General features: G+C 65.7%; 18 protein-coding genes. 13 read left to right on the top strand and 5 right to left on the bottom strand.

The features are described from left to right. Together AC3FKH_RS27020 and AC3FKH_RS27015 are read right to left on the bottom strand one after the other, a co-directional pair. Window positions 1–265, bottom strand: a 265-nt coding sequence (locus AC3FKH_RS27020) for an NAD-dependent epimerase/dehydratase family protein (RefSeq protein WP_488678791.1), incomplete at its 3' end; no start/stop codon positions are given. Between the two features lie 57 nt (window positions 266–322). Continuing rightward, window positions 323–2,095, bottom strand: a complete 1,773-nt coding sequence (locus AC3FKH_RS27015) for a glycosyltransferase family 39 protein (protein ID WP_488678787.1) — start codon at window positions 2,093–2,095, stop codon at window positions 323–325. Between the two features lie 232 nt (window positions 2,096–2,327). On the opposite strand from AC3FKH_RS27015, the gene AC3FKH_RS27010 reads away from it, so the two are divergent. Next, on the top strand, window positions 2,328–2,999 hold the full coding sequence (locus AC3FKH_RS27010) for a response regulator (RefSeq protein WP_488678786.1): 672 nt from the start codon (window positions 2,328–2,330) through the stop codon (window positions 2,997–2,999). Continuing rightward, the gene (locus tag AC3FKH_RS27005; protein WP_488678785.1) at window positions 2,996–4,351 is read left to right on the top strand and encodes an ATP-binding protein; all 1,356 of its coding nucleotides are present in this window, start codon (window positions 2,996–2,998) and stop codon (window positions 4,349–4,351) included. The genes AC3FKH_RS27010 and AC3FKH_RS27005 overlap by 4 nt, the downstream gene beginning before the upstream one ends. A 67-nt stretch (window positions 4,352–4,418) precedes the next feature. On the opposite strand, the gene AC3FKH_RS27000 is transcribed toward AC3FKH_RS27005, so the two are convergent. Further along, on the bottom strand, window positions 4,419–6,767 hold the full coding sequence (locus tag AC3FKH_RS27000) for a Tex family protein (protein ID WP_488678784.1): 2,349 nt from the start codon (window positions 6,765–6,767) through the stop codon (window positions 4,419–4,421). 164 nt (window positions 6,768–6,931) lie between these two features. Here AC3FKH_RS27000 and AC3FKH_RS26995 point away from each other — a divergent pair, with 164 nt between their 5' ends. The 3 genes from AC3FKH_RS26995 to yoaA all read left to right on the top strand — a co-directional run bounded on the left by AC3FKH_RS26995 (window position 6,932) and on the right by yoaA (window position 10,320). Further along, a complete protein-coding gene (locus tag AC3FKH_RS26995; RefSeq protein ID WP_488678782.1) occupies window positions 6,932–7,762 on the top strand; it encodes a hypothetical protein in 831 nt (276 codons plus the stop codon). A 54-nt stretch (window positions 7,763–7,816) separates the two neighbouring features. Next, a complete protein-coding gene (locus AC3FKH_RS26990) occupies window positions 7,817–8,020 on the top strand; it encodes a DUF465 domain-containing protein (protein WP_488678781.1) in 204 nt (67 codons plus the stop codon). Window positions 8,021–8,088: 68 nt separating this feature from the next. Beyond that, window positions 8,089–10,320 carry a DNA repair helicase YoaA gene (gene yoaA, locus AC3FKH_RS26985; protein WP_488678790.1) on the top strand — a complete coding sequence of 744 codons (2,232 nt, stop codon included), beginning with the start codon at window positions 8,089–8,091 and terminating at the stop codon, window positions 10,318–10,320. 104 nt (window positions 10,321–10,424) lie between these two features. Here the strand turns inward: yoaA and AC3FKH_RS26980 are convergent, their stop codons facing one another. After that, window positions 10,425–11,255 carry an outer membrane protein assembly factor BamD gene (locus AC3FKH_RS26980; protein ID WP_211948054.1) on the bottom strand — a complete coding sequence of 277 codons (831 nt, stop codon included), beginning with the start codon at window positions 11,253–11,255 and terminating at the stop codon, window positions 10,425–10,427. Between the two features lie 16 nt (window positions 11,256–11,271). Between AC3FKH_RS26980 and AC3FKH_RS26975 the strand changes: the two genes are divergently transcribed. Together AC3FKH_RS26975 and pgeF are read left to right on the top strand one after the other, a co-directional pair. Beyond that, window positions 11,272–12,486, top strand: a complete 1,215-nt coding sequence (locus AC3FKH_RS26975) for an RluA family pseudouridine synthase (protein ID WP_488678780.1) — start codon at window positions 11,272–11,274, stop codon at window positions 12,484–12,486. Next, window positions 12,476–13,273 carry a peptidoglycan editing factor PgeF gene (gene pgeF, locus AC3FKH_RS26970; RefSeq protein WP_488678779.1) on the top strand — a complete coding sequence of 266 codons (798 nt, stop codon included), beginning with the start codon at window positions 12,476–12,478 and terminating at the stop codon, window positions 13,271–13,273. The genes AC3FKH_RS26975 and pgeF overlap by 11 nt, the downstream gene beginning before the upstream one ends. Before the next feature lie 16 nt (window positions 13,274–13,289). On the opposite strand, the gene AC3FKH_RS26965 is transcribed toward pgeF, so the two are convergent. Continuing rightward, on the bottom strand, window positions 13,290–13,523 hold the full coding sequence (locus tag AC3FKH_RS26965; RefSeq protein ID WP_488678778.1) for a hypothetical protein: 234 nt from the start codon (window positions 13,521–13,523) through the stop codon (window positions 13,290–13,292). Window positions 13,524–13,928: 405 nt separating this feature from the next. Here AC3FKH_RS26965 and phaC point away from each other — a divergent pair, with 405 nt between their 5' ends. From phaC to AC3FKH_RS26935, 6 genes are all read left to right on the top strand, one after another. Further along, on the top strand, window positions 13,929–15,722 hold the full coding sequence (gene phaC / locus AC3FKH_RS26960; RefSeq protein WP_488678777.1) for a class I poly(R)-hydroxyalkanoic acid synthase: 1,794 nt from the start codon (window positions 13,929–13,931) through the stop codon (window positions 15,720–15,722). A 69-nt stretch (window positions 15,723–15,791) separates the two neighbouring features. Then, the gene (locus AC3FKH_RS26955; protein WP_483731980.1) at window positions 15,792–16,973 is read left to right on the top strand and encodes an acetyl-CoA C-acetyltransferase; all 1,182 of its coding nucleotides are present in this window, start codon (window positions 15,792–15,794) and stop codon (window positions 16,971–16,973) included. A 77-nt stretch (window positions 16,974–17,050) separates the two neighbouring features. Beyond that, window positions 17,051–17,791, top strand: a complete 741-nt coding sequence (locus AC3FKH_RS26950) for a 3-ketoacyl-ACP reductase (protein ID WP_488678776.1) — start codon at window positions 17,051–17,053, stop codon at window positions 17,789–17,791. 407 nt (window positions 17,792–18,198) lie between these two features. After that, window positions 18,199–18,750, top strand: a complete 552-nt coding sequence (gene phaR / locus AC3FKH_RS26945) for a polyhydroxyalkanoate synthesis repressor PhaR (protein ID WP_483731981.1) — start codon at window positions 18,199–18,201, stop codon at window positions 18,748–18,750. Between the two features lie 213 nt (window positions 18,751–18,963). Continuing rightward, window positions 18,964–19,305, top strand: a complete 342-nt coding sequence (locus tag AC3FKH_RS26940) for a type II toxin-antitoxin system RelE/ParE family toxin (RefSeq protein ID WP_488678775.1) — start codon at window positions 18,964–18,966, stop codon at window positions 19,303–19,305. Continuing rightward, window positions 19,302–19,583, top strand: a complete 282-nt coding sequence (locus AC3FKH_RS26935; protein WP_488678774.1) for a helix-turn-helix domain-containing protein — start codon at window positions 19,302–19,304, stop codon at window positions 19,581–19,583. Before AC3FKH_RS26940 ends, AC3FKH_RS26935 begins: the two co-directional genes overlap by 4 nt. The last annotated feature ends 160 nt before the right edge of the window (window positions 19,584–19,743 follow it).

Here is a 19,743-nt window from a genome sequence, read left to right as displayed (position 1 = left end):
TGCGCACGTAGGTGGCCGGCGTGGCGATGGCCACCAGCGGCAGGATCACGTCGCACTTGCGGATGTTGTACTCGATCCACTCCTTGTTGATGGTGATGTCACCCTCGAAGAAGTGCATGCGCGGATGACTGACCAGGTCGCCCAGGCGGTCGGACGACATGTCCATGCCGTAGACCTCCCACGACGTGGTTTCCAGGATGCGGCGCGTCAGGTGGTGGCCGATGAAGCCGTTGACGCCAAGGATGAGGACTTTCTTGCCTTGCATGGGAGTGGTCTGTTGCATGGGTTAAGCGTAAGGATGAGCCGGGCGCGGGGGGCCAGCCTAGCGTTGTGGTGCCGGTGCATTCACGGCAAAGTTGGTCACGGCCACGCGGCGCCAGTCGCGTGCCACCACGTACATGGGGGCGCGCTGGCTCAGTTCGGCGAAGGTATCGGGCGACATGATCGCCATGGAGGGCTGGCCGTCCTGCCATGCGGCCAGGAACGACGCGGTGGTCGGCTGCCACTTCTGCGGTTCCTGGGTCACGCCGAATTCGAGTTCGTCGGGCCGCTCGACCATGACCAGCGTGTGGCGCAGGTAGAACGGCAGCGTGTGGTCCAGCACGCGCACGCTATAGAGCTTCATCTCGGGCCGCAGCACGCGCGCCACGGGCGCGATCATGTCGATGCCGGACGCCGAGCGGCCGATCACTTCATGCCCCAGCAGCGCACCGGAGAATGCCGTGCACATGCCGATCGCATAGACCGTGATGCTTGCCATCAGTCCGCGTCGCGGCAGCAGCCAGCGCGCGGCGAGCGTGCTCGCGATCATCAGGCCGAATGCCACGGCCACCCAGATGGCATAGGCGCGATACAGCGCATTGGGCGTGTTGTTCGAATTGAGCGTGGCGACGATGGGGCTCGCCAGCAGCCCGATGATGCCGATCGCCAGGCCACCCACGAGCTGGCGGCGCCAGGAGCGCTCGTTGATCGAATCCAGCGCCACGCCGCCGAGGATGCCCAGCGCCGGGAAGACCGGCAGGATATAGCCGGGCAGCTTCGAGTGCGACAGGCTGAAGAAGACAAAGATGGCGATGGCCCAGATGGCGGCGAGCAGCGCGGGCTGGAATGGACGCGGGGCGTTGCCGGCCACGCCAGGCGTCGTGCCGGCGCGCTCGCGCACCGCGCGCCACATGCGCGGCACCAGGCCCAGCCACGGCAGGAACCCGCCGATCACGAGCGGCACGAAGTAGAGCAGCGGGCCTTTGCGCGAATGCACGTTCGACGTGTAGCGCTCCCAGTGCTCGTGGATGAAGAAGAAGCGCACGAATTCCGGATTGCGTTCGGATACCAGCCAGAACCACGGCGCCGCGACCAGCAGCATCAGCGCGATGCCGCTCACCAGATGCAGGCGTCGCCACAGGCCGAGGTCGCGGGTCACGAGCGTGTAGATCACGAGCACCAGCCCGGGCAGCGCGATGCCGACCAGTCCCTTGGTCAGGATGGCGACGCCCATGGCGAGCCAGCACGCCAGCATCCAGTTGCGGCGGGTGGCCGGCGTGGCGTCGGGGTGCTGCGCCAGCAGCATGAACGCCAGCACGCAGGCCATGGCCCCGGACAGCGTCATGTCGAGCGTGTTGAAGTGCGCCGCCACGCTCCACATCGGCGCGGCGACCATCACCAGGCCGGTGAGCAGTGCGGCGCGGGCGCCGAACCACCGGTGCGCCGCCAGCATGGAGGCCAGCAGGCCGAAAGCGCCGGCCAGGGCCACGCACAGGCGCGCCTGCCAGTCGCCGATGCCGAACAGCACATAGGACAGCGCCGTCACCCACATGTGGAACGGCGGCTTTTCAAAGTACTTCAGCGCGTTGTAGCGGATCGTCACCCAGTCGCCGCTGACGAACATTTCGCGGGCGATTTCGGCATAGCGGCCTTCATCGGGCCCGATCAGGTGGCGGAACTCCAGCGTACCGAACCAGAGCAGCGCGACCAGCGCGCAGACGCCCGCCAGCACCATCATGGGCACACCGCCGAAGCGGCGCCGGTGCCACGGCAGGGCAGCTTGCGCGGCAAGCGTGTCGGGCTCGCTCGTCAGGCGGTCGGAACCTTGATGCATGAAGGAAGGCAGGGAGGGCGTGGCGGATATCGGGCCGGAAACCGGGCAAATGCCGTGTGGCAACGGTTGTCGGATAGCGATCGGACAAGCGGCCGGCTCAGGGCAACATGGGAGGATAAGTGACGAACCTTAATGGCAGATTAAGGAAATTTGGGCAGAATGGCGGCTGCGTGACTTGCCGCGGCTTTATCGCCCTGTATTGGCCTATGTCGCAAACAAGCGGGCCTGGAAAATGAGAATTCTTATTGTTGAAGACGACCCCATGCTGGGCGACGGCTTGCTGCACGGGCTGCAACTGATGGGATACATCGTCGACTGGTTCGCCACGGGCGCCGAGGCGGATCATGCGCTGGGCGTGGTGCAGTACGACGCCGTGGTGCTGGACCTCGGGCTGCCCGGCGACGACGGCATGTCGTGGCTCAGGCGCTGGCGCGAGCGTGGGTGCCAGATACCGGTTCTGGTGCTGACGGCCCGCGATGCGATCGAGAGCCGCATCAGCGGCCTGGACAGCGGCGCGGACGATTACCTGGTCAAGCCGATTTCCCTCGATGAACTGGCCGCCCGGCTGCGCGCCATGACGCGCCGCGCCGCCGGCAACTCGGCGCCGGTCTGGCGGCATGGGGCGCTGGAGTTCCACCCGGCGGCAAAGCAGGCCTTCTGGCACGGCAAGCCCGTGGACCTGACCAGCCGCGAGGCCATGCTGCTGGAATTGCTGCTGGCGCACCCGAACCGGCTGCTGACGCGCGAGGTCCTGCGCGACAAGCTCTATGACTGGCAGGCCGGGCTGGAGAGCAACACGCTCGAAGTGCATATCCACCATCTGCGCCGCAAGATCCATCCGAAGATCGTTCGCACCTTTCGCGGCGCCGGCTATACCCTGGGCGCCGCCGAGGATTGCGCATGACGCTGCAGCGGCGCCTGATCCTGGCCGTGCTGATCGCGACCCCGGTGGTGTGGCTGCTGACCATCGCCATGACGTACGTGCGGGCGCGCCACGAGATCAACGAGCTGTACGACACCGCCATGGTCCGCATGGCGATGCAGATGCATTCGCTGGTGCCGCTGGTCGACATCACGGCCGCGCCGTCGCGCGCGCGGCTGCCGACGCTTGCGGCGGGTGACCAGGGTGATGCGGGCCTTGGCGACCTCGCCATTGCCGCATGGCTGCCGGACGGCACGCCCATGCATATCGATCCGGACGGTGACCGGCTGCCGCGGGCGCCGGCGGCCACGGGTTTCACCGACCGGCGCATCGACGGTCATCGTTGGCGGCTGTATTACCTGGACGATGCCATGACCGGGTGGCGTGTCTGTATCGGGCAGAAGCTTGGCGAGCGCAACGAGCTGATCCTGTCCTACATCGCCGCGCAGGTGCTGCCCTGGATCGTTGGCCTGCCCGTGCTGATCGGACTGCTGATCTGGTTCATGCGGCGCGCAATGGCGCCGGTCCGTGAACTGTCGGCCGATATCGAGCGCCGCTCCGCGCACGACCCCGCGCCGCTGAGCCTGGCCGCCGTGCCGGGCGAACTGGTGCCGCTGGTCAACGCCATGAACCGGCTGCTGGTGCGCGTTTCGGACTCGATCGAGCACGAGCGGCGCCTGACCGCGGACGCCGCGCACGAAATGCGCACGCCGCTGGCGGCGCTGAAGGCCCAATGGGAAATCGCGCAACGTTCGCCGGATGAAAACGAGCGGGCCCGGGCACGCGCCAACGTCGAGTCCGGCATCGATCGCATGAGCCGGCTGGTGTCGCAGTTGCTGACCATGAGCCGGCTGGAGGATGCCTCGGCACTTGACTTGCTGGAGGACGCGAACTGGCCGCCGATCGCGCAGCAGGCACTGTCGGATTGCCTGGTGCTGGCGCAGCGCAGGAACGTGGATGTGGAGCTGATCTGGCCGCCCGAGGACGTCGCGCCATTGCCGCTGGCCGGCGACCCGAACCTGCTGGGGCTGATGCTGCGCAACCTGCTGGACAACGCGATCCGCTATAGCCCGGCGGGCGCGATGGTCACCATGGATTTCCGCGCCGATGCGATCGTGATCTGCGATGAAGGGCCCGGGGCGGCCCCCGAGGTGCTGGCGCGGCTGGGGGACCGGTTCTTTCGCGCTGGTGGCCAGCGGGAGCAGGGACATGGCCTTGGCATCTCGATCGCCCAGCGCGTCGCGCGGCTGCATGGATTGTGCATCGCGTTTGCCAACCGCAATGACGGTCGATCCGGGCTGACGGTACGCATCTACCGCTGCGGCGAGCCGTAAAGAAGAAAACGCCCCGTGGGTCATTGACCGCACGGGGCGCTTTTCCGCAGACGCAGAACCCGTCAATTCATCGCTTGAGCTTGGCGAATGCCGCCGCCATGGCGCCGCCCGACTCTACCTCGCGGCGAGCGGCGCCGTTGCCGAAGCCCTTGCCACCCTGGCGCTGGCCGCCGCGGTCACCCGACGGGCGCGCCGAAGTCTGGCCCGGCTCGTCATCGAGCCGCATGCTCAGGCCGATACGGTTGCGCTTGACGTCGACCTCCATCACCTTGACCTTGACGATCTGGCCGGCCTTGACCACTTCATGTGCGTCCTTGACGAACTTGTTCGACAGGGCGGAGATATGCACCAGGCCATCCTGGTGGACGCCGATGTCGACGAACGCGCCGAATGCCGCCACGTTGGTGACCACGCCTTCCAGGATCATGCCCGGCTGCAGGTCCTTCACGTCTTCCACGCCTTCCTGGAAGGTGGCGGTCTTGAACTCGGGCCGCGGGTCGCGGCCCGGCTTTTCCAGTTCGGTCAGGATGTCGCGCACGGTCGGCAGGCCGAACGACTCGTCGGTGAACTGCGCCGGCGACAGGCCGCGCAGCGCTTCACGGTTGCCCATGACATCCGACAGGCCCTTCTTGATATGGTCCAGGATGCGCTTGACGACCGGATAGGCTTCCGGGTGCACCGAAGAGCGGTCCAGCGGATTGTCGCCGGTATTGATGCGCAGGAAGCCGGCCGCCTGCTCGAAAGTCTTGTCGCCCAGGCGCGGCACCTTCTTCAGCGCATCGCGGTTCGAGAACGCGCCGTTGGCATCGCGGTACTCGACGATATTGCGCGCCAGCACCGTGTTCAGGCCCGATACGCGCGCCAGCAGCGGCGCCGAGGCGGTGTTTACATCCACGCCCACGGCATTCACGCAGTCCTCGACCACGGCATCGAGCGTGCGGGCCAGCTCGCGCTGGTTCACGTCGTGCTGGTACTGGCCCACGCCGATCGACTTCGGGTCGATCTTCACGAGTTCGGCCAGAGGATCCTGCAGGCGGCGCGCGATCGACACCGCGCCGCGCAGCGACACGTCCAGTTCCGGGAATTCCTTGGCGGCCAGCTCCGATGCCGAGTACACCGATGCGCCGGCTTCGCTCACGACGATCTTGGTGAGTGTCAGGTCGGGCGCCAGGCGCATGAGGTCCTGCACCAGCTTGTCGGTTTCGCGGCTCGCGGTGCCATTGCCGATCGACACCAGTGCAACGCCATGCTGCTTGGCCATGCGCGCCAGCGTGGCGAGCGAGCCGTTCCAGTCGCGGCGCGGCTCATGCGGATAGATGGTCGCGGTTTCCAGCAGCTTGCCGGTGGCATCGACCACGGCCACCTTGCAGCCGGTCCGGATGCCCGGGTCGACGCCCATCACGGCCTTCGGGCCGGCGGGCGCGGCCAGCAGCAGTTCGTGCAGGTTTCGGCCGAACACCTTGATGGCTTCGCTTTCCGCGGTTTCGCGCAGCTGGGTCAGCAGCTCGGTTTCCAGGTGCGGCTGCACCTTCACGCGCCAGCACCAGCGGCAGACATCGCCCAGCCACTTGTCGGCGGGGCGGCCCTGGTTCTGGATGCCGACGTGGCGCGCGATCATGCCTTCGCACGGGTGCGGCACCATGGCATCCTGCTCTTCGCCCAGGCCCAGCTTGACCATCAGCACGCCCGCATTGCGGCCGCGGAACAGCGCCAGCGCGCGGTGCGACGGTACCGTGCGAATGGTCTCGCTGTACTGGTAGTAGTCGCGGAACTTCTCTTCCTCCGCGGTTTCCTTGCCGTCCATCACCGTGGAGCTGACCACGCCGTTGCTCCACAGGTGTTCGCGCAGCTTGCCGAGCAGTTCGGCGGTTTCGCCGAATTGCTCGGACAGGATGTCGCGCGCGCCGTCCAGCGCCGCCTTGACGTCCGGCACGCCGCCATCGGCGGTCGGGTTGCCGTTGACGTATTTGGCCGCTTCAGCCTGCGGGTCCAGCGTCGGATCGGCGAGCAATGCCTGCGCCAGCGGCTCCAGGCCGCATTCGCGCGCGATCTGGGCGCGCGTGCGGCGCTTGGGCTTGTAGGGCAGGTAGAGGTCTTCCAGCGCCTGCTTGGTTTCGGCGCCCTCGATGGCCGTGCGCAGCTCCGGCGTAAGCTTGCCTTGCTCCTCGATCGAGGCAAGGATCGCCAGGCGGCGCTCTTCCATGTCGCGCAGGTACAGCAGGCGCTCTTCCAGCGTACGCAGCTGGGTGTCGTCCAGGTTGTCGGTCACTTCCTTGCGGTAGCGGGCAATGAACGGAACGGTCGCGCCTTCGTCGAGCAGGGCCACGGCAGCCGCCACCTGGCGGGGTTGAACGGTCAGTTCAGCCGCGATGAGCGACACAATCTTTTGCGAAACGGATGCGGGCAGATTGGACATCGGGAATTCGGTCTGTCGAAGCGGTCAGTCGAAAGCGGGGCATTTTGCCACAAGCGGGGCGGCTTTCCGTCACAGAAGACGGACTGTTTGCGGGCGTGTATCTTGCTGCACGCCGCCCGGCAGTGCCCGCAGGCGCGTGGCGGGGCGGATGCTAGAATTCGGCCATGACCTTCAAGCCCCATCCGGCCGTCGCGCCCGCCACGCCTGTGGCCGTCCGCGACACGGCAACCGTTGCCATGATCCCCGCCGCGTGCCTGCCCCGTTCCGTCCCGCGCCGTGACGGGCGAATGATGCCGTCTGCGCGCCTGTTTGCCATGGCGGTGTGGCTGACCGTGGTCGGCGCCGGCACGCTGGCGCCGCTGTCGGACAGTGCCGCGCAGGCCTCCGCGCCGGCAGCGGCGCCGCGCGATTTCGCCGCCGAACGCAAGGCGATCGGCGATTCGCGCGCGTGGACCAACTATCGCTTCGCCACGGCGGAACGCGCGTGTTACGACAAGTTCTTCGTCACCCATTGCATCGACGAGGCGAAGGAAGTGCAGCGCCAGGAATTGCAGGTATTGCGCCAGCGCGACCTGGAAGTGGGCGAAGCCGAGCGCGCCCAGCGTGCGGCCGACCGCGATCGCGAACAGGCGTTGCGCCGGGCCGAGTTCGAAGCTGGCCAGCCCAAGCGCAGCGCGAACGAACAGGCCAGCCGAGAGTCGTTCGAAAAGAAGCAGCAGGAGCAGCAACTGCGCGACGCGCAGCACCAGGCCGACGCACCGAAGCGCTCGGCCAACGCGCAGTCCTACCAGCAGAAGCAGGCCGACTACGACGCCCGCATGCGCGAGGCGCAGAGCAAGGGCGCGGAACAGGCACGGCAGCGCGAAGAGAACGTCAAGGCGTACGAGGCCAAGCAGCGCGAGGCCGAACAGCGCCGAAAGGATCAGGAAGAGCGACGGGCCAAGGCGAAAGAGCAGCAGGGGCAGGCGTCGGCGCCGCGTCCCTTCGGTTTCTGAGCCGGCCGGCGGCCAGCCAGCCTATTTTGGGAAGACGCGGCGGGGGAAATGCACATGGACGATAACCTGAATACTCTCGAACGGCAGATCATGGACCTGCAGATCGAGCACCGCGACCTGGACTACCTGATCGACCGGCTGGCGGACGACCCGACCCGCGACGAACTCCAGCTCCGGCGGCTGAAGAAGCGCCGCCTCAAGCTGAAGGACGCCATCACCCTGCTGCAGCTCCAGCTCGAACCCGACGTGCCGGCCTGAGCGCAGCGCACGCCGACACTGACAGCGCCACATGGCGCGAACCCTGAGCCTTACCCGCCTTGACCATCCTGACCGATCCGACCGAACTGCCAGAGCCGGACGCAGACACCGACAGCCCGGCGCCAGCGCAGGCCGAGCTGGTTCCCGCGTCCGCCGTCCCCGCCAACCACGCCAGCGAACTGGCCACGATCTTTGCCGAAACCGGCACGCTGGCGCAGGGCATTCCGGGCTATCGTCCGCGCCACGCGCAACAGCAGATGGCCGAGGCCGTGGCCAGCGCGATCGAGCGCAGCGACACGGTGATCGTCGAGGCCGGGACGGGCACGGGCAAGACCTTTGCCTACCTGGTCCCCGCCATGCTCTGGGGCGGCAAGGTGGTGCTTTCCACCGGCACCAAGAACCTGCAGGACCAGCTTTTCCTGCGCGATATCCCGACCGTGCGGCGCGCGCTCAATGTGCCGATCTCGGTATCGCTGCTCAAGGGCCGGGCCAACTATCTGTGCCACTATCACCTTGAACGCGCACAGGCCAACGGCAGGCTCGCGTCCAAGCAGGACGCGGCATGGCTGCGCGACATCGCGCGCTTTGCCAAGACCACCACCTCGGGCGACAAGGCTGAACTGGCCGAGGTGCCCGAGAATGCGCCGGTGTGGCAACTGGTGACCTCGACGCGGGACAACTGCCTGGGTTCGGAGTGCCCGAACTACAAGGATTGCTTCGTGATGCGGGCCCGCAAGGAAGCCCAGCAGGCCGACGTGGTCGTGGTGAACCACCATCTGTTCTTTGCCGATGTGGTGCTGCGCGACACCGGCATGGCCGAACTGCTGCCGGCGGCGAACACGATCATCTTCGACGAGGCGCACCAGCTTCCCGACACGGCCACGCTGTTTTTTGGCGAGACGCTGTCGACCAGCCAGCTGCTGGAGATCTGCCGCGACACGGTGGCCGAAGGGCTGTCGCACGCGCGCGATGCGGTCGACTGGGTTGCCATCGCAGCGCCGCTGGAACGCGCCACGCGCGACCTGCGCCTGGCGTTCAGCAAGGAGAATGCGCGCCTGGCGCTGGGTCAGATCGAGGCCGACCGGCGTATCGGCGAGCCGTTCTTCGACACGCTGGATACGCTCGAAGAGGCACTGTCGATCTTCGTCGAGCATCTCGAAAGCCAGGCCGAGCGGGCTGAGACGCTGCAGCAATGCCACCGGCGCGCCGTCGAGCTGCAGCAGCGGCTGGAAGCGTGGCGGGACGAAGGCAAGGCGTTCGCCGTACCCGCCCCGCAAGCGGCGGACACGGCGGACATGGCGGACGAAGCCACGCAGGCGCCCGCTGCAACGCCGCCGGCCGCGCCGGCGCAGTTCGGCCCCGAGACCGTGCGCTGGGTTGAGGTGTTCTCGCACACCGTGCAGCTGCACCGTACCCCGCTATCGATCGCGCCGATCTTTACGCGGCAGCGCGAAGGGCATCCGCGCGCATGGGTGTTTACATCGGCGACGCTGTCGGTGAAAGGCAACTTCACGCACTATGCCGCGCAACTGGGGCTCAACAAGGACAATTCGCTGACCTTGCCGAGCCCGTTCGATTACGGCAAGCAGGGCCTGCTGTACGTCCCGCGGGATATGCCGCCGCCTAATTCGCCTCAGTTCACCGATGCGGTGGTGGCGGCGGCGCTGCCGCTGATCGAGGCCGCCGGCGGGCGCACGTTCCTGTTGTGCACGACGCTGCGCGCCGTGCAGCGCGCCTCGGACTTGCTCTACGATGCCTTTGCCGAGCGCGGACTCGAACTGCCGCTGCTGGTGCAGGGGCAGGCCAGCCGCACGGAACTGCTCGACCGGTTCCGCGAACTCGGCAACGCGGTGCTCGTGGGCAGCCAGAGCTTCTGGGAAGGCGTGGATGTGCGTGGCGAGGCGTTGTCGCTGGTCATCATCGACAAGCTGCCGTTCGCGCCGCCCGATGACCCGGTGCTCGCCGCGCGCATGGAGGTGCTGCAGAAGAAGGGCCTGAGCCCGTTTGCGGTACACCAGCTGCCGCATGCGGTGATCACGCTGAAGCAGGGCGCCGGGCGGCTGATCCGCTCGGAATCCGACCGCGGCGTGCTGGCCATCTGCGATACGCGGCTGGTCGAGAAGCCCTATGGCCGCCAGATCTGGCAAAGCCTGCCGCCCTTCACGCGAACGCGCGAGGCACAGACCGTGGTGCGCTTCCTCGAATCCCTGCGGGACAAGGGGAAGGGAGAGGGCGAGAGCGACAGCCGAAGCAATGACGAGGACGCAGGCGAGGACATGGACGACGCACAGCAGGACTGAGCCGCGTCGCCCGTGCCGTCATCGAACAAAAAAACGGGACAATCCTTGCGGATTTGTCCCGTTCCTGTGTGCGTTGCAGGGTCAGTGCCCTGCGTCGCCGCCGCTCAGAACACTTCCCACCACGATTTGTCCTTGCGGCGCTCGCCGTACTTGATGTAGTCGCTGTTGGGGAAGTTGCGTTCCATCACGCGTGCCGTATCGTCGCGCAGATCCTTCATGCCGAGCGAGTCGTACGAGCGGATCATGATGTACAGCGCTTCCTCGTTGGCCGGGGCGCCGTCGTAGTCCTTGAGCGACTGCTGGGCCCGGTTGACCGCGGCGAGGTAGGCGCCGCGCTTGTAGTAGTAGCGGGCGGCGTGGACCTCGTGCTGGGCCAGCGAGTTGACGATGTACTGCATGCGCGCGGTGGCGTCAGGCGTGTACTTGCTGTCCGGGTACTTGGTGACGAGCGTATTGAAGGCGTCGTAGGCCGCGCGGGCCGCCTTCGGGTCGCGCTCGCTCAGGTCCTGGCCGGAAAAACGGCCCAGCCAGCCCAGGTTGTCGTTGAAGTTGATCAGGCCCTTGAGGTAGTAGGCGTAATCGATATTCGGGTGGCTCGGGTGCAGCTGGATGAAGCGATCCACCGCGGCCAGTGCCGCCGCCGTCTCGCCATCCTTGTAGCTGGCGTAGGCGGTATCGATCTGGGCTTGCTGCGCGTAGCGGCCGAACGGATAGCGGCCCTCGAGCTTTTCGTAGAGCTTGACGGCGCGTGTGTAGTCGCCGCCGTCCAGGGCGTCCTTGGCTTCCGAATATAATTTGTTGGCCGACCAGCCGGCAGTCTCGTCGGGCTGGTCAGCGAGCAGGCCGCATGCCGACAGCATGACGCAGCCGCCTGCGAGCAGAATCGCTCCAAATCCCGCGCGCCAATTTGCGCGCTTCATGCTCAGCAATTGCATGGGCAACGTATCCCGGATGAAGAAAAATAGCGTCAAGCATTATAGCCCAAGCCCCCAGCCAGAATCCGGCCCGGGAACACAGTCACCCGATCAGGTGCGCGTCCAGGCATCCCTGGCCGACAACGATGAGGTCGAAGACTTCGCCGACGAGGTGCCCCCGGCACCCGCGGCAGATCTTGCCATACCGCTGATCCTGGAAGTCGACAGTGCCGCACATGGCGAGCGCCTGGACAAGCTCCTGGCTCGGCATTTCAGCGAATTCTCGCGTAGCCGGCTGCAACAGTGGATCGAAAGCGGCGCCGTGCGCGTCGACGGCGAAGTGCGCCGGCCGCGCGATGCGGTGCAGATGGGCAACCGCATCGAGGTACAACCGCAGGCCGCGCCGGAATCGCAGGCGTTCGCCGCGGAAGACGTGCCGCTGGACATCGTGTACGAGGATGAAACGCTGCTCGTCGTCAACAAGCCGGCCGGGCTGGTCGTGCATCCCGCCGCGGGCAACTGGAGCGGCACGGTGCTCAACGGGTTGCTGCACCGTTACCCTGGCGCGGCGGCCTTGCCGCGCGCGGGCATCGTGCATCGGCTCGACAAGGAAACCACGGGGCTGATGGTCGTGGCGCGCACGCTGACGGCGCAGACCGACCTCGTGCGCCAGCTGCAGGCGCGTACGGTCAAGCGAACGTATCTCGCGCTGGTGTGGGGTCGCACGTACGACGAAGGCACCATCGATGCGCCGATCGGCCGCGATCCGCGCGAGCGCACGCGCATGGCCATTGTCCATACCAGCAGCGGCAAGCCGTCGCGCACGCATTTCCGCACGCTGGCGACGGTGCCGCTCGGGCGCAGCTTCGTGTCGATGGTGCGGTGCCAGCTCGAAACCGGGCGCACGCACCAGATCCGCGTGCATTTCGAATCGATCGGCCATCCGCTCGTGGGCGATCCCGTCTACTTCCGCGCCACGCAACGCGGCCAGCGGCCGGCCGTGCGCGTACAGCTGCCGGTGCCTTTCGAGCGGCAGGCCCTGCATGCGTTCAAGCTGGGCCTGGTGCACCCGGCCACGGGCAAGACGGTGAAGTGGACCGCGCAACCGCCGGAAGACCTCCAGGCCCTGATCGATGCACTCGACTTTTCTGCCGGTGAAGCCGACAGCGATGCGGATGAGGAGGACTGGGACGAAGATTGGGAAGACGGTCCCGAGATCATTTGGGCCGCTGGGGACGACGATGACGACTGATCCCGCGTGGCTCCAGCCGGACTGGCCCGCGCCCGCCTCGGTGCGCGCGTTGTCCACCACGCGCGCGGGCGGCGTGAGCCGTGGCGTGTATGGGCGGGACGGCGGTGAACCGGGCGGTCTTAACCTCGGTACGCATGTCGGGGATGATCCCGCGCATGTCGCCGAAAACCGTGCGCGGCTGGCCGCGCAGTTGCCCGCCATGCCGCTGTGGCTGGAGCAGGTCCATGGCTGCGCGGTGGCCACGGTCGATCATCTCGCAAAGTCAGGCGCGGCGGCTCCGCGCGCCGATGCGAGCGTGGCGGTCGCGCCCGGGGAGGTGTGCGCGATCATGACCGCGGACTGCCTGCCCGTGCTGTTGTGCGATGCCGAGGGGACCGTGGTGGGCGCCGCGCACGCGGGATGGCGCGGCCTGTGCAGCGGCGTGATCGAAGCCACGCTGTCGCGCATGCAGACCGCGCGCGGCAAATCTTCATCGCGCTGGCTTGCCTGGCTGGGACCCGCGATCGGACCCGGGGCCTTCGAGGTCGGGGCCGAAGTGCGTGACGCCTTCCTGGCGCAGGCCCGGGCAGGCGAGCATGCGGCCGTGGACGCTGCCTTCCGGCCTGGCGCTGAAGGCAAGTACATGGCCGACATCTACGCACTGGCCCGCACGCGCCTGGCCCGTTCGGGTTGCACGGACGTCTACGGTGGCGATGCCTGCACGGTATCCGACCCGCAGCGCTTCTATTCCTATCGGCGCGACGGCGTGACGGGCCGCATGGCCAGCCTCGTCTGGCTCTCAAGCTGAACCGGTGGCGGGCCGCTTACCGCGGCCCGCTTTCGCCGGACCCGGCGCTTTCCTCTCCGCGTGCGCGCTCGGCGCGCGCTTCCTCCGCCTTGCGGCGCCGCCGCCGGCCGGGCGTCCCCATGATGTAGAGCACCAGCGCCACCGGTGCGGCGCCATAGAGCAGGAACGTGGCGACGCCGGCAACGATGCTGTGCTCGGTGATCGCCATCATCAGAGCCACGTAGAGCCATCCGATGGCTACGATGTACATGAAACTTTCATCCTTTGCAGATAGGCTTTCGCGCTGGTCCCGGAGCCCGCGTCTCCCTACCGGCAGGTAGGTTTTCCGGGTGTGGGGGCCGACGCAGTTTTCCGCATTGACAGCGCGTACATTGCAAGGCAACAATGACTTCGAATGTTGCGGAATCCCGCGTAGTTTCCTTGTTTTTGCCGGCAAGCATACCGCATGGCGCTGCCATGCCGGAGTGCGGTGCAAGCCGGGCAGGGGACGTTATCCAGATCGAAGGGATAGCTGCATGTGGAAGTCCTGGGTGCCCCTGGTCGCGGGTGCATTGACCAGGTCGATCCGGATTGCGTCTCCAGATGCATAAGTGCCGGCCAGGGCAATGTCCCGGGAGCCGGTCTGACATAGTGACGGCAGAGAGACATTAACATCATGGCGACCGGCAAAGGTGCGGCAGCTTCCCCAGCGGAAGACAAGTCCCAACCGTTCAAATTTCCGCCGGGGCCATTGGATCCAGCAACATGGCTGGAGTGGTCCCGTCAGTGGCAAGGCCCTCAGGGCAACGGCACGGGGCTTCCCCCGGGCTTTCCCGGCTTCCCCGGATTCGAGGCGTTCGGTGCCAGCCCGCTGGCCGGCGTCAAGATCGACCCGGCCCTGCTCACGGAAATCCAGCAGCGCTACATGCGCGACTTTGCCGACCTGTGGCGTGGCCTGGCGGAAGGCGATACCGAATCCGGCGGCAAGCTGCACGACCGTCGCTTTGCCAGCGAAGCCTGGCACAAGAACGCGCCGTATCGGTACACCGCCGCGTTCTACCTGCTCAATGCGCGCGTGCTGACGGAGATGGCCGAGGCGGTCGAGGCGGATCCCAAGACGCGCCAGCGTATCCGCTTCGCCGTGTCGCAATGGGTCGACGCCATGTCGCCCGCCAATTTCCTGGCCACCAATCCCGATGCGCAGAACCGGCTGATCGAGTCCGGCGGCGAGTCGCTGCGGGCCGGCGTGCGCAACATGCTGGAAGACCTGGGCCGCGGCAAGATCTCGCAGACCGACGAGAGCGCGTTTGAAGTGGGCCGCAACGTAGCGGTCACGGAAGGGTCGGTCGTCTACGAAAACGAATTCTTCCAGTTGCTGCAATACAAGCCGCTGACCGACAAGGTCTACGCGCGCCCGTTGCTGCTGGTGCCGCCTTGCATCAACAAGTTCTACATCCTTGACCTGCAGCCGGAAAGCTCGTTGGTACGGTACGCGGTAGAGCAGGGCCACACGGTGTTCCTGGTCTCATGGCGCAATCCCGATGCCAGCATGGCCGACCGCACGTGGGACGACTACATCGAGCATGCGGCCATCCGCGCGATCGAAGTGGCGCGCGATATCAGCGGCCAGGACCAGATCAACGCGCTGGGCTTCTGCGTGGGCGGGACCATCATTTCCACTGCACTGGCGGTGCTGGAGGCGCGCGGCGAACGACCGGTGGCGAGCCTGACGCTGCTGACCACGCTGCTTGACTTCAGCGATACCGGCATTCTTGACGTATTCGTCGACGAAGCTCACGTCAAGCTGCGCGAAGCCACGCTTGGCGGCGCGTCCGGGACGCCATGCGGCCTGTTGCGCGGTGTGGAACTGGCCAATACGTTCTCGTTCCTGCGCCCGAACGACCTGGTCTGGAACTACGTGGTCGACAACTACCTGAAGGGCAAGACGCCGGTGCCGTTCGACCTGCTGTTCTGGAACGGCGACGCCACCAACCTGCCGGGCGCGTGGTATTGCTGGTACCTGCGCCATACGTACCTGCAGGACGAACTGAAGGTGCCCGGCAAGCTGACCGTCTGCGACGCGCCGGTCGACCTGAGCGCCATCGATGTGCCGACCTATATCTACGGCTCGCGCGAAGACCACATCGTGCCGTGGGTGGCGGCGTATTCATCGACCGCGTTGCTCAAGAACAAGCTGCGCTTCGTGCTCGGCGCATCCGGGCACATTGCCGGCGTTATCAACCCGCCGGCCAAGAACAAGCGCAGCCACTGGACCAATGAGGCCCTCCCGGCTTCAGCGCAAGAATGGCTGGCTGGTGCCGAGGAACATCACGGCAGCTGGTGGCCGGACTGGATGAACTGGCTCGGCAAGCAGGCCGGCGCCAAGCGTGCCGCGCCGACCGGCTATGGCAATGCGCGCTATCCCGCCATCGAACCCGCGCCTGGCCGCTACGTCAAAGCCAAGGCATGACTCTTGCGGATGGTCCCGGTAACGCGACCATCCGCTGACCACCCGATATACCCTTTGAGAGGACTGCAAATGACCGATATCGTCATCGTTTCCGCCGCCCGTACCGCCGTAGGCAAGTTTGGCGGTTCGCTCGCGAAGATTCCCGCGCCGGAGCTGGGCGCCATCGCCATCAAGGCAGCGCTGGAGCGTGCTGGCATAAAGCCCGAACAGGTGAGCGAAGTGATCATGGGCCAGGTGCTGACGGCCGGTTCGGGCCAGAACCCGGCCCGCCAGGCGTCGATCAAGGCGGGCCTGCCGGCGTCGGTGCCGGCCATGACCATCAACAAGGTGTGCGGATCGGGCCTGAAGGCCGTGATGCTGGCCGCCAACGCGATCGTGGCCGGCGATGCGGAGATCGTCGTGGCCGGTGGCCAGGAAAACATGAGTGCCGCGCCGCACGTGCTGCCGGGTTCGCGCGACGGCTTCCGCATGGGCGACGCCAAGCTGGTCGACACCATGATCGTGGACGGCCTGTGGGACGTGTACAACCAGTACCACATGGGCGTCACCGCGGAGAACGTTGCCAAGGAATACGGCATTACCCGCGAAGCGCAGGATGAATTCGCCGTGGCTTCGCAGAACAAGGCCGAGGCTGCGCAGAAGGCGGGCAAGTTCAATGATGAAATCGTCCCGGTCATGATTCCCCAGCGCAAGGGCGATCCCGTTGCCTTCGACAAGGACGAGTACATCCGCCAGGGTGCCACGCTGGACAGCATGGCCGGCCTGAAGCCTGCCTTCGACAAGGCTGGCACGGTGACTGCCGCCAATGCTTCCGGCCTTAACGACGGTGCGGCCGCAGTGGTCGTGATGTCGGCCGCCAAGGCCAAGGAACTGGGCCTGACGCCGCTGGCCACGATCAAGGCCTACGCCAATGCCGGCGTGGACCCGAAGGTCATGGGCATGGGCCCGGTGCCGGCGTCCAAGCGTGCGCTGTCGCGCGCGGGCTGGGGCGTGCAAGACCTGGACCTGATGGAAATCAACGAGGCCTTTGCCGCGCAGGCGCTGGCCGTGCACCAGCAGATGGGCTGGGACACGTCCAAGATCAACGTGAATGGCGGCGCCATCGCCATCGGCCACCCGATCGGCGCATCGGGCTGCCGTATCCTGGTAACGCTGCTGCACGAGATGAAGCGCCGCGACGCGAAGAAGGGCCTGGCCTCGCTGTGCATCGGCGGCGGCATGGGCGTGGCGCTGGCAGTCGAACGCAAGTAATAATGGGGTGTGCCTTGGGCGCGCGGCGGTTCGCGCGTCCGGGGCGAAGATAACGAAGAGCCAATCAAGGAGTGGACATGACTCAGCGCATTGCATATGTGACCGGCGGTATGGGCGGCATCGGGACCGCTATCTGCCAGCGTCTCGCCAAGGATGGCTTCCGCGTGGTGGCCGGTTGCGGCCCCAATTCACCGCGTCGCGAGCGGTGGCTCGAACAGCAGAAGGCGCTCGGCTTCGACTTCGTTGCCTCCGAAGGCAACGTGGCCGACTGGGATTCGACCAAGGCTGCTTTCGACAAGGTGAAAGCCGAAGTCGGCGAGGTCGATGTGCTGATCAACAACGCGGGTATCACCCGTGACGTGGTGTTCCGCAAGATGACCCGTGCCGACTGGGACGCGGTGATCGACACCAACCTGACGTCGCTGTTCAACGTGACCAAGCAGGTCATCGACGGCATGGTCGATCGCGGTTTTGGCCGCATCGTCAATATCTCGTCGGTGAACGGGCAGAAGGGCCAGTTCGGCCAGACCAACTATTCCACCGCCAAGGCTGGCCTGCACGGCTTCACCATGGCGCTGGCGCAGGAAGTCGCGACCAAGGGCGTGACGGTGAATACCGTTTCGCCTGGCTATATCGCTACCGACATGGTCAAGTCGATCCGCCAGGACGTGCTGGACAAGATCGTCGGCACCATCCCGGTCAAGCGCCTGGGCGAGCCGGCGGAAATCGCGTCCATCTGTGCATGGCTGTCGTCGGAGGAATCGGGCTTCTCGACGGGCGCCGACTTCTCGCTGAACGGCGGTTTGCATATGGGCTGATCGCGCTCTGCATACTGCGCGAACGTACCGTTTTTGCGGTGCAGCCAGCGCAGCGCACAAGGCGTTGTCGAACATGAATTGCGGGCCCTTGGGGGCCCGCAATTCCTTTGTGCGTGCGGGTTTTCCTTAAGCTACCTGGCTTTTCTTAGTGCTTTGTTGGGCATAGAATCAAGGCAGCAGCACGGCTGGCACCAATGTCGTGCAACGTGCGGCCTTCGCGGGGGCGAAGGCAACGAGCCACTGGCGGCTGAATCCGCGATGACCCGCGACGAATTCGCGACGAATCCGCGAGTGCGCACATAGAAACTTTTCACGACCTTCCGGATGGCCCGGCACTACCGGTTTGCGCACTGCACCGCATGCGGTGCAGCAGCGCCCATCAGCGACGACAAGAGGACAGAGCACCGATGGCCACGAGCAAAAAAGGCGCAGAGCGACTGATCAAGAAATATCCCAATCGCAGGCTCTACGACACTCAGACCAGCACCTACATCACCCTGGCCGACGTAAAGCAGCTTGTCATGGAGTCAGAGGACTTCAAGGTCGTGGACGCCAAGTCCGGTGATGAGCTGACGCGCAGCATCCTGCTGCAGATCATCCTGGAAGAAGAAACCGGTGGCGTGCCGATGTTCTCCAGCGCCATGCTGTCGCAGATCATCCGCTTCTATGGCCACGCCATGCAGGGCATGATGGGCACTTACCTGGAAAAGAACATCCAGGCCTTCATCGACATCCAGAGCAAGCTGGCCGAGAACTCCAAGGGCCTGTATTCCGGCGAGGCCTTCAGCCCCGACATGTGGTCCCAGTTCATGAACATGCAGGGACCGATGATGCAGGGCATGATGAGCAACTACATCGAGCAGAGCAAGAACCTGTTCGTGCAGATGCAGGAGCAGATGCAGAGCCAGGCGAAGAATATGTTCGGGACGTTCCCGTTCAATCAGCCGGAAAAGAAGTAAGGGTTGTTTGCGGTGGGAGGCAGCGCGCTGCCTTTACCGCGCCACATTCCTCGCGTCAACGCGGGCCGTCTGCCCGCACTCGCTTGCAGGCGGGTTTCCCGCCCCCGCATTGCCTTCCAAATTGTGTCGAATTCAGCGTTGCTCGCGCGAGAGCGACCGGTAGAGGCTTTCTGGCCTCTTGGCATCCCATACAAAATTTTGTATAGTTGGCCCATGCCAACGAGCGCCAAGCCAATCGAGTTCCTGGGCACGGCCCTTGATGCGCTGAGGGACTTCCCCATAGCAGCTCGTCGCGAGGCCGGCTACCAGTTGGACCTGGTCCAGAATGGCATCGAGCGAGATGACTGGAAACCCATGCCGACAATCGGACGGGGCGTGCGCGAGATCCGCGTGCGTGAAGTTTCTGGTGCGTTTCGCGTCATCTATGTGGCGAAGTTTGCCGATGCCGTCTATGTCCTGCATTGCTTTCAGAAGAAGGCGCAGAAGACGGCGCAGCAGGACCTGGACCTTGCAGCGCGCCGGTATCGCGATCTGCTGAAGGAGATGGGGAAATGAGCGAACAGAAATTCAACAGCGTTTGGGATGCGATCGAAGACAGCACCATCGAGGCAGAAAACATGAAGCTTCGCTCGGCGCTGATGATGGCGCTAAAGCGCCATATCGAGAGGGCGGGCCTTAGCCAGACGGCGGCTGCGCAGCTGTTCGGCGTAACGCAGCCTCGCGTGTCCGACCTGATGCGAGGCAAGATCAATGTGTTTGCGTTGGATACCCTGGTGAACATGGCATCCGCCGCGGGCCTTCACGTTGAGATCCGGATCGAGGAACCAGCGTAATGTTGGGTGATGCATGTTCTGCGGGGCGGCGCCCAAACAGGTAAAATGCGCCCCTCCTGAACTGGCGGCTCATCTTGCGGATTCGCCTGCAGCGCGATATCCCGATGCCTCCCAGCTTCCACCGTTCCGAACTGGCGCCGCTTGAATCCGGCGCATCCCC

Source organism: Cupriavidus sp. 21MJTG02-4, assembly GCF_057798975.1.
Note: the sequence above shows the minus strand (reverse complement) of the source record. Positions and strands in the feature narration are given on the sequence as shown.